Here is a 13,338-nt window from a genome sequence, read left to right as displayed (position 1 = left end):
CAGCAATTCAGCACTTCAGCAACTGGCTACCGGAGCGAACATGGCAATCAAGCAGGGCGCCACGGACACGTGGGTCAAGTCGTCCTACTCCCAGGGCAACGGCGCGTGCGTCGAGGTCAAGTCCCCCGTCCCGTCGGCGCTGGCCGTCCGGGACTCCAAGGTCCCCGCCGGTCCGACCCTGGCCTTCCCGCCCACCGCGTGGAACGCCTTCGTGGCGTCGGTCAAGTAGTCGGCCCCGACGCGCGGCCGACTCCGTCCCCGCGCACCCGCGGTCGCTCCGTACGAGCGGCGGCACCCGCCGACCGACAACCGCACATACCGAATCACCGTCAGAGCCCTCTCGACCAGTCGCCGTCCTTGCCGAGGGGGCTCGGCACTGCCCTCCCCCGGCGCCCACCGCCTCCCCCCGCGCCTTCATCCGAGTCCTCACTCGCGCCCCCGCCCCTCCCGGTCCCGCGAACCGTGCCTCCCCGCACGCGCCCGGACCGACCGACGGCCGAACCTTTCCAGCCATCGATCATGTTCATGGAGAAGAACGGAAGACAAGCGGCCGAATATCCTTACCGGCTCTCACACTTCCCTTCGCACTCCGGAACGCCTGCTGGTCATCGGGAAGGTCAACACCGACGGCGACGCGGCGGCGGTGGCGGTGCCGGTGGCGCCGGCCGGCGCGCCCGTGACCGACTGATCCCGGCCCGCTCCGGTCCCGGTTCACGGTTCCGACCCGACTCGGCCCGGTCCCGGCCGCCGTCAGGAGCAGCAGGCGCCGCCCCGCGGATAGCGCGCCAGCCACCCCGGCGACGACCCGGCCGGGCCGTGCAGCGCGGGCCCCTGGGTCATCTCCATCGCGAAGTCGTCCGCCAGCACCAGCAGCGTGGGACGGCCCTCCAGCTCGGCCAGCCAGGCCGGCGGGAGGGCCGTCTCGCCGTACAGCGCCCCGAGCAGCCCGCCGGCGAGCGCGCCCGCGGCGGCCGAGGGGCCGCTGTGGTTGACGGCGAGCCGCAGTCCCTGCCGTACGTCCTCCGCGACGAGGGCGCAGTACACGGCGGCCGCCACCGTCCCCTCCGCGGTCCCGTCCGCGACCAGCTCCTCCACCCGCTCGGCGGTGGGCGGCCCCTGCCGCACCGCGCCCAGCGCCTGCTCCAGCGCGACGGTCACCGGCTGGTGCCCCGGCCGCACGGCGAGCAGCCCCAGGGCGTACCGTACGGCGTCCTCCAGTCCGCTTCCCCGGGCGAGCGCGTGCACAACGGCGGCGTACGCCCCCGCCGCGAGGCAGGCGGCCGGGTGCCCGTGGCTCTGCGCGGCGCACTCGACGGCGAGCTGGACGACGAGCTGCGGCTCCCACCCGACGAGCAGCCCGAACGGCGCCGACCGCGCCGCCGCCTCCGGCCCCCGCTCCGCCGGGTTGCGGGGCGCGTCGAGCGTCCCCATGGTCGCGTCCCCGAAGCCCACGAGCAGCGCCCGCGTCGGGTCCCGCCGCGCGTACAGCCACTCCTCCCGCGCCAGCCACCCGTCGTCCTTGCGCCGCTCGTCCGGCCCCCAGTCCCGCTGTGTCGCCGCCCACCGCAGGTACGCCCGGTGCAGGTCGGTCGGCGGATGCCAGACGCCGGTGTCCCGCCGCACCTGGGCGCGTATCAGCCCGTCCACGGAGAAGAGGGTGAGCTGCGTGTGGTGGGTGACGGCACCGCGCCGCCCGTAGGCGGGCAGCAGGTCCACGACCCCGTCGGCCCCGCACGCCTGCCGTATCTCCTCCAGCCCCAGCCCGTCCACGGGTGCCCCGAGCGCGTCCCCGACGGCCACCCCCAGCAGCGTCCCCCGCACCCGGCTCCGGAAGTCCTGCTGCTCCGCGCGCCCCCAGACGGCACCCGACGTCGCACCCATCGAGACCTCCTCAGGCACCGTCCGCCCGTACGACGTCCAGCACTGTAATCGAACGGGTGCGGTCCGTTGAGGTCCGATCCGGACGGTCGGTAGGCATCGGGCGGTCATGCCTGGTCAGGTATCAGCCGTAACGGATCGGCGCCCGGGTCGGGGTTCGACTCCGTCACGGCTCGGTCCGGTGGAAGACGCTCCCCGGTACGAGGTACCCGCGTTCCTCCAGCTCCCGCAGGACGGCGGCGATCCCGGCCTCCCCTCGGACATCTCTTCGAGTTCCGGACGACTGAACCGCGAAGTGGTGGGTGGGGAGGGTGACTTGGCGAGGTCTTTCCGGCTCGCGCCACCCGGCGCAGCCACCTGTTCCTACGCTGAGCGGCAACGGCCTCGGTACGGAGCGTGATCGTCCGGGTGTTCGGCGGGGTCGTACGGCTCGTACGTCGAAAAGGGGGAGGCGTGGAGGACGAGGAGGCGCTGGCCGTACTCAGGGCGGTCGGGCGGCAGATCAAGCTGTGGCGGGAGGCCGCCGGGCTGACGCAGGCGGAACTCGGGGCGGAGATCGGGTACAGCGAGGAGATGGTCTCCTGCGTGGAGCGGGCGCGGAGAATCCCGCAGTCGGACTTCCTGGACAAGGCCGACGAGGTGCTCGGAGCGGGCGGGAAACTCTCCGCGATGAAGGAGGACGTGGAGAAGGCCCGGTATCCGAAGAAGGTGCGGGATCTGGCGAAGCTGGAGGAGGAGGCGGTCGAACTCGGGGCGTACGCAAGCCTCCAGATCCACGGCCTGCTCCAGACGCCGGAGTACGCACGGGCGTTGTACGAGATGCGGCGACCGGCTTACACGGAGGAGGAGATCGACCGTTACGTCGCCGCCCGCATGGCGCGCAAGGCCGTCTTCGAGCGCGTGCCGCGAGCGCTGATCACTTTCGTACTGGAAGAGGTGACGCTGCGGCGACCGTTCGGCGACCGAAGGGTCCTGCGGCAACAGCTCGAACACCTGCTGGAAATCGGCAAGTTGCGGCATGTGGAGATCCAGGTCATGCCGACGGACCGGGAGGACCATGCGGGCGTGATGGGTTCGTTCCGCCTGTTGAGGCTCCGGGACGGGAAGACTCTGGGGCATTCGGAGGGCCAACTGCACGACCGGGTGATCAGCGATCCGCGAGACGTTCAGATCCTGGAGATGCGCTATGGAACGATCCGGGCGCAGGCCCTCACGCCCCAGGAATCACTGACCCTCATCGAGAAGGCACTGGAATGGCAGACATGACAGACCTGGACTGGTTCAAGAGCAGCCACAGCGGCAACGACGGCCCCGATTGCGTCGAGGTCGCCATATCCCCCACCCCCGCCCGCACCACCGTCCACGTCCGCGACTCCAAGGACAAGGACGGCGCGCGGCTCACGTTCACGGACCGCTCGTGGGCGGCGTTCGTAGGGGTCTATTCCGCATAGCGGGACCGGTAGCGGGCCCGGAGGGCGTCCCGGGCCGTGCCGACGTGGGCCACGCCGCCCCGGCCGGGTGAGACGCAGGTCACATCGATCCGGCGCCGTGGTCTGTCACATTCCGCCGGGCCGTTTCGTCAGTGCTGTGTAACCGATGGCACCGGTGACACCGACAGCGCCGGTGACGCAGCAAGGGAGACCCCGATGGAAGCCCGTCTCAACGTGTTCGGCAATCCCGTCGCGCAGAAGCTCGTCCAGGCCTTCAACGCGGCCGGCAAGGTCGTCTCGGATTCGTCCCTGCCGGCCGCGACGCAGGAGCTGGTGAAGATCCGGGCCAGCCAGATCAACGGCTGCGGCTTCTGCACCGACATGCACACCAAGGACGCCGCGGCGGCCGGGGAGAGCTCGGTGCGGCTCCATCTGGTCGCGGCCTGGCGGGAGGCCACGGTGTTCACCGAGGCCGAGCGCGCCGCCCTGGAGCTGACGGAGCAGGGCACCCGCATCGCCGACGCGGCCGGCGGCGTCCCGGACGAGGTGTGGGCGAACGCGGTCAAGCACTACGACGAGGAGCAGCTCACCGCCCTGGTGGGTCTGATCGCCCTGATCAACGCCTACAACCGCATGAACGTGATCACCCAGCAGCCGGCCGGCGGCTACCGGCCCGGCCAGTTCGGCTGACCGTTCGGCTGACCGTTCGAGCGGTCCGCGAGGCCGGCCGCCCGCGGCACGGTGCGTTCTGGCCGAATGCCGACGGGGCCGTCGGCCGGCCTGGGGAAACTAACCCCCATGTCGACCACCACGAAGACCTCAGCAGCCCCGGCCTCCTCGGCCTCGTCGAGAGCCTTCCCGCTCACCGCGACCGCCCTCACGGCCACCATGGCCCTCTACATCGCGCTCGTCGCGTTCGGGAACATCACGGACTTCGGGACCAACCAGCAGTTCGTCCGGCACGTGCTGGCGATGGACACCACGTTCCAGGACGACGACCTGATGTGGCGGGCCGTCACCAGCACCGCGCTGCAGGACGCCGCCTACGTCCTGATCATCGTCTGGGAGACCGTCGCCGCGCTGCTGCTGATGGCGGCGACGTGGTTCTGGGCGCGGCGCGACCACCGGCGGGGGCGGCGGTGGTCGACGTACGGGCTGCTGATGCTGATGCTGCTCTTCGGGGCCGGGTTCATCGGGATCGGCGGGGAGTGGTTCGCGATGTGGCAGTCCAAGAGCTGGAACGGGCTGGAGGCGGCGACCCGGGTGTTCCTGATGAGCGGGGTCGTGCTGATCGTCAACCACCTGCCGTCGGGGCGGCCGGGCGAGGCCGACGCTACCTGACCACCACCACCCGCGTCCCGGCCGTCCCGAACGTCCACAGGGCCGTCCCGTCCGCCTTGTGCAGGCGGATGCCGCCCGTCCGCGTGCCCGGGGCGGCGGGCGGGGGCGAGGCGCCGTCGACGGCGTTGGAGAAGGCGATGTAGACGCCGGACTTCGCGGTGAAGTACAGGATGTGCTCGATCCGGACGCCGTCGGAGCCCGTGGTGGCGTCCAGGCGCCGGGAGACCGCGTACGTGCCCGGGTCGGGGCTGACGCTGCCCGGCCACACCGTGAAGGTGCGGCGGGCGGTGTCGGAGGCGTCGACGAGCCAGACGCGGTGGGCGCCGAGGGAGTACACGATGCGGCGGCCGGTGCCGGAGGCGGCCGGCACGGCGGGCGGCGCCGGCGGGCTGGGCTCGGCCGAGGGGCGGGCCGGTGCCGGGGCGGCGGCGCGGGGCACGGCCCGGGGATGCGCGCCGTGGCTCGCCTCGACCGCCAGGAACCCGACGGCCGCGACCGCTCCGGCGGTCAGACCGGTCACCCAGGCCCACGAGGGTATCCGTCGGGCAGGCACGGCTCGCATCTCCTCAGTACCTACAGTTCCTCGGCCCCTGGACGGTTCGCTCCACCAAGGGTCGGATCATCGTACTGGTGCTTTCGGTGGCGCCGGTCGTCGGTCCGGCGCCGGTCGTCAGTCCAGCACCGGCAGCAGTTCCGGCAGGTGCCCGTCCGACGCCTCCGCCACTCGCCGCCGCTCCTCGGGGACCTCGCCGTAGAGCGTGGTGCGGGGTTTGGCCGGGCGGCCGGCCGCCTCCGCGACCGCCACCAGGTCCCGGATCGACTTGTAGGAGCCGTACGACGAGCCCGCCATCCGCGAGATCGTCTCCTCCATGAGCGTGCCGCCCAGGTCGTTGGCGCCGGAGCGGAGCATCTCCGCCGCACCCTCCGTGCCCAGTTTCACCCAGCTCGTCTGGATGTTGGGGATCCACGGGTGCAGCAGCAGCCGGGCCATCGCCGTGACCGCGCGGTTGTCCCGCATCGACGGGCCCGGCCGGGCGATGCCCGCCAGGTACACCGGCGCGTTGGTGTGCACGAACGGCAGCGTCACGAACTCCGTGAAACCACCCGTGCGCTGCTGGATGCGCGCGAGCGTGCGCAGGTGGCCGAGCCAGTGGCGCGGCTGGTCCACGTGCCCGTACATCATGGTGGAGCTGGACCGGATGCCCAGCTCGTGCGCCGTGGTGATCACCTCGATCCAGGTGGCGGTGGGCAGCTTGCCCTTGGTGAGCACCCAGCGGACCTCGTCGTCGAGGATCTCCGCCGCCGTGCCCGGGATGGTGTCCAGGCCGGCCTCCTTCGCGGCCGTCAGCCACTCGCGGACGGACAGGCCGGTGCGGGTGGCGCCGTTGACCACCTCCATCGGTGAGAAGGCGTGCACGTGCATGCCGGGGACGCGTTCCTTGACCGCGCGCGCGATGTCGAAGTACGCGGTGCCGGGCAGGTCGGGGTGGATGCCGCCCTGCATGCACACCTCCACCGCGCCGACGTCCCACGCCTGCGCCGCGCGTTCGGCGATCTGCTCCAGGGAGAGCGTGTAGGCGTCGGCGTCGGTGCGGCGCTGGGCGAAGGCGCAGAAACGGCAGCCGGTGTAGCAGACGTTGGTGAAGTTGATGTTGCGGGTGACGATGTACGTCACGTCGTCGCCGACCGCCGAGGCGCGCACGTCGTCCGCGATCCGGCACAGCGCGTCCAGCGCCGGGCCGTCGGCGTGCAGCAGCGCGAGGGCCTCCTCGTCGGTCAGGCGCGTCGGGTCGTCCGCCGCCGTGCGCAGGGCGGCCCGTACGTCCGTGTCGATGCGCTCCGGCGCCATGCCGGGCGCGGCGGCCTCGCGCAGGGCGTCCCAGTCGCCGTAGACCTCGTCGAAGTCCGCGCGGCGGTCGCCGCTGCGGCCCTCGGTGTCGATCGAGGCGTGCAGGTCGGTGCGGCCGGAGGCGGTGAAGACCTCCTCCGGCTCCTGCCACGGCAGCCCGCGCGGCAGGACGTCCTCGCGGGCCAGGCCGGTGGCCGGGTCCGCCAGCGCCCGCACGTGCGGCAGCAGGCGCGGGTCCAGCCACGGCTCGCCGCGGCGGACGAACTCGGGGTAGACGCAGAGACGTTCCCGCAGTTGGAAGCCGGCCGCCGCGGAGCGCTCGCGCAGCTCCTCGATCCGCGGCCAGGGCCGTTCGGGGTTGACGTGGTCGATGGTGAGCGGGGAGACCCCGCCCCAGTCGTCGATGCCGGCGCCGATCAGGCGCTCGTACTCGGCGTCGACCAGGTTCGGCGGGGCCTGCAGGCAGGCGCTCGGGCCCATGACGAGGCGGGCCACCGCGACCGTGGCGACCAGGTCGTCCAGCTCGGCGTCGGGCATGCCGCGCATGGCCGTGTCCGGCTTGGCGCGGAAGTTCTGGATGATCAGCTCCTGGATGCCGTGGTAGGCGCGGGCGACGCGGCGCAGCGCGAACAGCGACTCCGCGCGCTCCTCGTAGGTCTCGCCGATGCCGATGAGCAGGCCGCTGGTGAACGGCACCGAGGAGCGGCCCGCGTCCTGCAGGACGCGCAGGCGGACGGCGGGCTCCTTGTCCGGGGAACCGTAATGCGGGCCGCCCGGCTCCGACCACAGCCGGGTCGCCGTCGTCTCCAGCATCATGCCCATGCTCGGCGCCACGGGCTTCAGGCGCTGGAAGTCCGTCCAGGTCAGCACGCCCGGGTTGAGGTGCGGCAGGAGCCCGGTCTCCTCCAGGATGCGGATGGAGACGGCGCGGACATAGGCGATCGTGTCGTCGTAGCCGTGCGCGTCGAGCCACTCGCGCGCCTCGGGCCAGCGGTCCTCGGGCTTGTCGCCGAGGGTGATGAGGGCTTCCTTGCAGCCGAGGGCCGCACCCTTGCGGGCGATGTCCAGCACCTCGTCCGGGGACAGGAACATCCCGTGCCCGGCGCGGCGCAGCCTGCCGGGCACGGTGGCGAAGGTGCAGTAGTGGCACCTGTCCCGGCACAGCCGGGTCAGCGGGATGAAGACGCTCTTGGAGTAGGTGATGACGCCGGGGCGGCCGGCGGCTTCGAGACCCGCGTCCCGCACCCGGGCGGCGGTGGCGGTGAGGTCGTCGAGGTCCGTGCCGCGGGCCTGGAGGAGCACCGCCGCCTCGGTGACATCGAGGGCGACGCCGTCCCGGGCGCGTTTCAGGGCGCGACGCATGGAGTTCTCGGTGGGGCGGCCGGTTCCGGAGGTCGCGGAAGTCGTCATCCTTCGAGCATACGAGCGGGGTGATCAGGAGGGACGGAACGAACGGCCGGGCGGGCGGGCGGGGGTGCGTCCGGGGGGGCGCTCGGTGGTGTGTCCGGTGGTGCGCTCGGCGGCACGCCCGGTGGTGCGTCCAGCAGTGCTCTCGGCGGTGCGCCCGGCGGTGCGTTCAGTAGCGCTCTCGGCGGTGCGCCCGGTGGCGTGCCCGGTGGGTTTCGCCTTCTTTTCCCACGCAGTTCACGGTTTCCCCGTCGCGGTTCACGGCCGGCCGGGAGGATCGGCCCGGCCGGCACTGTCATGCCACCGACACACGGGAGCGGCAGCATGTGCCAGGACAGCCGGCACGCGGCCGGTGCCGGCCCCGCCAGACGCGCCCTGTTCGTGACGGGCACCGCCGCCGCGCTCACGGTGGGCGGCGTGACCTTCGCGGGCGGCGCCCGGGCCGCGGACGGCGCACAGGAGACCCGCACGATCCGCGGCACGCTGCCCCCGGGCGCACCGGACTTCGTGTACGTCCCGGTCGAAGTCCCCGCCGAAGTAAGGGAGTTACGGGTCTCCTACACCTACGGCAGGCCGCCCGTGCCGGCCGGCACCCCCGGCAACGCCCTCGACATCGGCCTGTTCGACGAGCGCGGCACCGGACTCGGCGGGGCGGGCTTCCGGGGCTGGTCGGGCGGGGCGCGCTCGGAGTTCTTCGTGCGCGCCGACGACGCGACGCCGGGCTACCTCCCGGGACCGGTGCGGCCGGGCACCTGGCACATCGCGCTGGGCCCGTACACGGTGGCGCCGCAGGGGCTGTCGTACGAGATCACCGTGACCCTCACCTTCGGCGCGGCGGGGCGGACGCCGCGGCCGGTGTACCCGCCGGAGCGGGCCCGGGGGCGGGGGCGGGCCTGGTACCGGGGCGACTGCCACCTGCACTCCTGGTACTCCGACGGCCGCCGCATCCCGGCCGAGATCGGGGCGCCGGCGCGGGCGGCCGGGCTGGACTTCGTCAACACCTCCGAGCACAACACGCACGCCGCGCACGCCCACTGGGCCGACGTGGCCGGCGACGACCTGCTGGTACTGCTCGGCGAGGAGGTCACCACCCGCAACGGCCACGTGCTGGCGCTGGGCACCGACCCGGGCACCTTCGTCGACTGGCGCTACCGGGCACGCGACCACCGCTTCGGCCGCTTCGCCCGGCACATCCGCCGCGCCGACGGCCTGGTGGTGCCGGCCCACCCGCACGCCACCTGCATCGGCTGCGGCTGGAAGTTCGGCTTCGGGGAGGCCGACGCGGTGGAGGTGTGGAACGGCCCCTGCACGCCCGACGACGAGGTGGCGCTCGCCGCGTGGGACACCATGCTGGTGGCGTCCGTCCGGGAGGGCCGGGACTGGCTCCCGGCCGTCGGCAACAGCGACGCCCACCGCGACCCCGACGTGGTCGGCCTGCCGCAGACCGTCGTCCTCGCCGACGACCTGACCCGCCAGGCCGTCCAGGAGGGCATCCGCGCGGGCCGCTGCTACGTCGCCGAGTCGAAGGACGTCGGCCTGTCCTTCACCGCCACCGGCGGCCGCGGCGAACACGCCGGGATCGGCGAACGGCTCCGGGTGGCCCCCGACGCCCCGGTCACCGTACGGCTGGAGGTGACCGGCGCCCCGCACTGCACCGTCCGCCTCGTCACCGACCAGGGCGTGCTGCTGACCGACGGCCCGCTGCCCGCCTCCGGGGCGGGCACCGTGGAGTGGCGCACCACCCCGGCGTACGCCGCCTACGTCCGCGCCGAGGTCCGGCACGAGACGACGGCGGGCACGCTGCCGGGAGCGCCGACGGCGTTCACCAACCCGATCTTCCTGGGGAGTTGACGGGGCGGCCGGAGGCGGGCCGGCCGTCGTACGCCCGCACGCGCGGCGGCGCCGTCCCCCGGCCCCGTGCCCGCACGTCCGGCGACCGGCGCGACGTCCGCACGGTCCCGCCCCGCCTCCCGGCCCCGTGCCCGCGCGTCCGGTCATGGGGACGCCGGTCGGCCGGTTGTCCGCTTCTGCCGGAAACCGCGCGGAACGGTGCGGAGGGGTGAGGGACGGTGAGGGGTGGTGAGGAGCGGTGCGGAGAGTGTGTGAGAGGCGTGTGAACTCCCGTGCGCGGGCTTGTGATCGCCGTCCCCCACGGCTGACGGCTCCGGCACGTACAGGGCAAACTGACGTGGTTGGTGGGTCTGTCTAGGGGGACGGCGATGGACGGGGTACCGCGGGTGCCGGAGCGGAGACGTCCCGGGGCCGGCTCCGGGGAGGTGGCGCAGGCGCCGGTTTCCGGGGCGCCGGTCCCCGGGGCGCCGGGGCTGCGGTTCGGTGTGCTCGGGCCCGTGCGGGCCTGGCGGGGCGAGGAGCCGCTGAACACCGGTTCGCCGCAGCAACGGGCGCTGCTGGCCGCCCTGTTGCTGCGCGAGGGCCGCACGGCCACCGCCGCCGAGCTGATCGACGCGCTGTGGGGCCAGGAGCCGCCGTCGCAGGCGCTCGCGGCAATACGGACGTACGCCTCCCGGCTGCGGAAGGTGCTGGGCGCGGGCGTGCTGGTCAGCGAGTCCGGCGGCTACGCGCTCCGCGGCCTGGGCGAGGGCGCCCTCGACCTGACGGCGGCGCAGGACCTGGCGGCGGACGCGGAGAAGGCGCGGGCCGCCGGCGACCCGGGCCGGGCCCGCGAGCTGCTGCGGCGGGCACTGGACCTATGGGACGGCGAGTCGCTGGCCGGCGTGCCCGGCCCGTACGCCGAGGCCCAGCGCGTCCGCCTGGAGGAGTGGCGCCTGGGCCTGCTGGAGTCCCGCCTGGAGCTGGACCTGGAGCAGGGCCGCCACACCGAGGCCGTCTCCGAGCTGACCGCCCTCACCGCCGCGCACCCGCTGCGCGAACGCCTGCGCGAGCTGCTGATGCTGGCGCTGTACCGCAGCGGGCGGCAGGCGGAGGCGCTGGCCGTGTACGCCGACACGCGGCGCCTGCTCGCCGACGAGCTCGGCGTCGACCCGCGCCCCGGACTGACCGACCTCCAGCAGCGCATCCTCCAGGCCGACCCGGACCTCGCCGAGCCCCCGGCACCGGCGCCCGACACCGCCGCGGTCCGCGTACGCCCCGCGCAACTGCCCGCCACCGTGCCCGACTTCACCGGCCGCGCCGCCTTCGTGCGTGAGCTCGGCGAGATCCTCACCTCGCCCGGGGGCCGGGTGATGGCCGTCTCCGCGGTGGCCGGCATCGGCGGCGTGGGCAAGACGACGCTCGCGGTGCACGTGGCCCACCAAGCGCGATCCGCCTTCCCCGACGGCCAGTTGTACGTCGACCTGCAGGGCGCCGGGCAGCGGGCCGCCGAACCGGAGACGGTGCTCGGCTCCTTCCTGCGCGCGCTGGGCGCGGCGGACTCCGCGATCCCCGACACGCTGGAGGAGCGGGCGGCGCTGTACCGCTCGCTGCTGGACGGCCGCCGGGTCCTGGTGCTGCTGGACAACGCGCGCGACGCGGCCCAGGTCAGGCCGCTGCTGCCCGGCACGGAGGGCTGCGCGGCCCTGGTCACCTCCCGGGTGCGGATGGTGGACCTGGCCGGGGCCCACCTCGTCGACCTGGACGTGATGGCGCCGGACGAGGCGCTGGCGCTGTTCACCAAAATCGTCGGCGAGGAACGGGTGGCCGCGGAGCGCGAGGCCGCCCTGGACGTGGTGGCGGCCTGCGGCTTTCTGCCGCTGGCCATCCGCATCGCGGCCTCGCGGCTCGCCGCCCGGCGCACCTGGACCGTCTCCGTGCTGGCCGCCAAGCTCGCCGACGAACGCCGCCGCCTGGACGAGCTGCGGGCTGGCGACCTCGCCGTCAAGGCCACCTTCGAACTCGGCTACGGCCAGCTCGAACCGGCCCAGGCCCGCGCCTTCCGGCTGCTCGGCCTGGCGGACGGCCCGGACATCTCCCTCGCCGCCGCGGCGGCGGTCCTGGACCTGCCGGTGGAGGAGGCGGAGGAGCTGCTGGAGTCCCTGGTCGACGCCTCCCTGCTGGAGTCGGCCGCCCCCGGCCGCTACCGCTACCACGACCTCGTCCGCCTCTACGCGCGCGCCTGCGCGGAACGCGACGAGCAGCCGCCGAGCGAGCGGGCGGAGGCGATGTCGCGGCTGCTGGACTTCTACCTGGCGACGGCGGCCGAGGGATACGCGATCGAACGGCCCGGCGACCGCCTGGTCGACCACCTGGAACCCACCCGCACCCGCGGGCTGGTCTTCCCCGACCGGCAGGCGGCCCGGGACTGGCTGTACTCCGAGGCCGTGCCGCTGCTGGCCTGCGTGCGCCAGTCGTCGGGGCCGGACACGCTGCGGCGCGCCGTGGACCTGCTGTGGGCCGCGGTCGACCTGGCCGAGTCGGGGGCCAACGCCAAGGAGTACGAGGCGGCGGCCGCGGCGCTGCGCGACGCCGCCCGCGCCGCGGCGGACGTCCGGGCGGAGGGCCGGGCCATCCTCGTCCTGGCCAACGCCCGCCACTGGTCCGGGCAGTTCGTCCAGGCGGACCAGGAGGCCCGGCGGGCCCTGGAGCTGTCGGAGGCCGCGGGCGACGCGCTGCCCTGCTGCTGGGCGGCGAACATCCTCGGCGCCTTCGCCTTCTACCAGAGCCGCTACGCCGAGGCGGAGCAGTACCTGGAGCGGGCCATCCGCGACTTCCGCGCCTGCGGCGACCTCTCCGGGGCCGCGGCGGCCCTGTGCAACCTCTCCCGGCTGCACCTGGAGACCGAGCGGGCCGAGAGCGCCGTCCACCTCGCCCGGCAGGGCACGGAGATGTACGAGCGGCTCGGGCACTCGCTGAAGGCCGCGAACGGCCACTACGCGCTCGGCATGGCGCTCGGCAAGACCGGCCGGCTGGACGCCGCCGCCGCCCGGCTCCGGGACGCCCTGCAGGTCTTCCGGACCAGCCGCCAGCGGCTCTGGGAGGGCATGGCCCTGTTCCGGCTGGCCGAGGTGGACCTGCTCGCCCAGCGCCCTGCCCAGGCGGCCGGCAACGCCGAGCTGGCGCTGTCGCTGCTGCGCGGGATCGGCGGCGCGTGGCGGCGCGGCAACGTCCTCACCGTGCTCGGCAAGGCGCTGAACGGCCTTGGCCAGTCCGGCCGGGCCCAGGTCTGCTGGCGGGAGGCGCTGGAGATCTACGAGGGCCTGGGGTCGCCCGAGGCCGACGAGGTGCGGGCGCTGCTGGCGCCGGCCGCGGCGGCCTGAACGCGTCCGCCGGGACGTTCATCGTTCGTTTATCGCGGTCGGGCAGTCTCCTTCTCACCGGCTCGCCGGTCCGCCGCATCGGGGGTGGGCGGACCGCCGGTGGGCTGTCACACCCACGCTCTACAGTGACGGCTCGAGCGGCCCGTCCGGCCACCTTCGGGGGAGTGGCCGGACGGGTCCTTCCCGGCACGGGAACACCGCCGGGGCCACACGGGGATCT

At 74.0% G+C, this 13,338-nt stretch carries 10 protein-coding genes; 7 read left to right on the top strand and 3 right to left on the bottom strand.

Annotation, left to right across the window (positions count from 1 at the left end):
• Nucleotides 1–40 precede the first annotated feature (40 nt).
• Entirely contained in the window at nt 41–229 is a 189-nt protein-coding gene (locus IE225_RS24910; RefSeq protein WP_190059841.1) for a DUF397 domain-containing protein, read from the top strand.
• 521 nt (nt 230–750) lie between these two features.
• Here IE225_RS24910 and IE225_RS24905 read toward each other — a convergent pair.
• Nucleotides 751–1,881 carry an ADP-ribosylglycohydrolase family protein gene (locus IE225_RS24905; protein WP_190059840.1) on the bottom strand — a complete coding sequence of 377 codons (1,131 nt, stop codon included), beginning with the start codon at nt 1,879–1,881 and terminating at the stop codon, nt 751–753.
• 450 nt (nt 1,882–2,331) lie between these two features.
• On the opposite strand from IE225_RS24905, the gene IE225_RS24900 reads away from it, so the two are divergent.
• From IE225_RS24900 to IE225_RS24885, 4 genes are all read left to right on the top strand, one after another.
• The gene (locus IE225_RS24900; protein ID WP_190059839.1) at nt 2,332–3,144 is read left to right on the top strand and encodes a helix-turn-helix domain-containing protein; all 813 of its coding nucleotides are present in this window, start codon (nt 2,332–2,334) and stop codon (nt 3,142–3,144) included.
• Nucleotides 3,132–3,329 carry a DUF397 domain-containing protein gene (locus IE225_RS24895; RefSeq protein WP_373303271.1) on the top strand — a complete coding sequence of 66 codons (198 nt, stop codon included), beginning with the start codon at nt 3,132–3,134 and terminating at the stop codon, nt 3,327–3,329. Before IE225_RS24900 ends, IE225_RS24895 begins: the two co-directional genes overlap by 13 nt.
• 195 nt (nt 3,330–3,524) lie before the next feature.
• Nucleotides 3,525–3,998, top strand: a complete 474-nt coding sequence (locus IE225_RS24890) for a carboxymuconolactone decarboxylase family protein (RefSeq protein WP_190059838.1) — start codon at nt 3,525–3,527, stop codon at nt 3,996–3,998.
• 108 nt (nt 3,999–4,106) lie between these two features.
• On the top strand, nt 4,107–4,649 hold the full coding sequence (locus IE225_RS24885; RefSeq protein WP_190059837.1) for a DUF2165 domain-containing protein: 543 nt from the start codon (nt 4,107–4,109) through the stop codon (nt 4,647–4,649).
• Here the strand turns inward: IE225_RS24885 and IE225_RS24880 are convergent.
• Together IE225_RS24880 and IE225_RS24875 are read right to left on the bottom strand one after the other, a co-directional pair.
• A complete protein-coding gene (locus IE225_RS24880; protein WP_190059836.1) occupies nt 4,642–5,211 on the bottom strand; it encodes a hypothetical protein in 570 nt (189 codons plus the stop codon). The genes IE225_RS24885 and IE225_RS24880 overlap by 8 nt on opposite strands.
• A 108-nt stretch (nt 5,212–5,319) precedes the next feature.
• Entirely contained in the window at nt 5,320–7,908 is a 2,589-nt protein-coding gene (locus IE225_RS24875) for a bifunctional FO biosynthesis protein CofGH (RefSeq protein WP_190059835.1), read from the bottom strand.
• 321 nt (nt 7,909–8,229) lie between these two features.
• Here IE225_RS24875 and IE225_RS24870 point away from each other — a divergent pair, with 321 nt between their 5' ends.
• Both IE225_RS24870 and afsR read left to right on the top strand, forming a co-directional pair.
• Nucleotides 8,230–9,756 carry a CehA/McbA family metallohydrolase gene (locus tag IE225_RS24870; protein WP_190059834.1) on the top strand — a complete coding sequence of 509 codons (1,527 nt, stop codon included), beginning with the start codon at nt 8,230–8,232 and terminating at the stop codon, nt 9,754–9,756.
• Between the two features lie 368 nt (nt 9,757–10,124).
• Nucleotides 10,125–13,118 carry an SARP-family global regulator AfsR gene (gene afsR, locus IE225_RS24865; protein WP_190059833.1) on the top strand — a complete coding sequence of 998 codons (2,994 nt, stop codon included), beginning with the start codon at nt 10,125–10,127 and terminating at the stop codon, nt 13,116–13,118.
• Nucleotides 13,119–13,338 lie beyond the last annotated feature (220 nt).

Source organism: Streptomyces echinoruber (assembly GCF_014651135.1).
GTDB classification, from domain to species: Bacteria; Actinomycetota; Actinomycetes; order Streptomycetales; family Streptomycetaceae; genus Streptomyces; species Streptomyces echinoruber.
The sequence above is the reverse complement of the archived record's forward strand: the minus strand, read 5'-3'. Positions and strand labels throughout refer to the sequence as shown.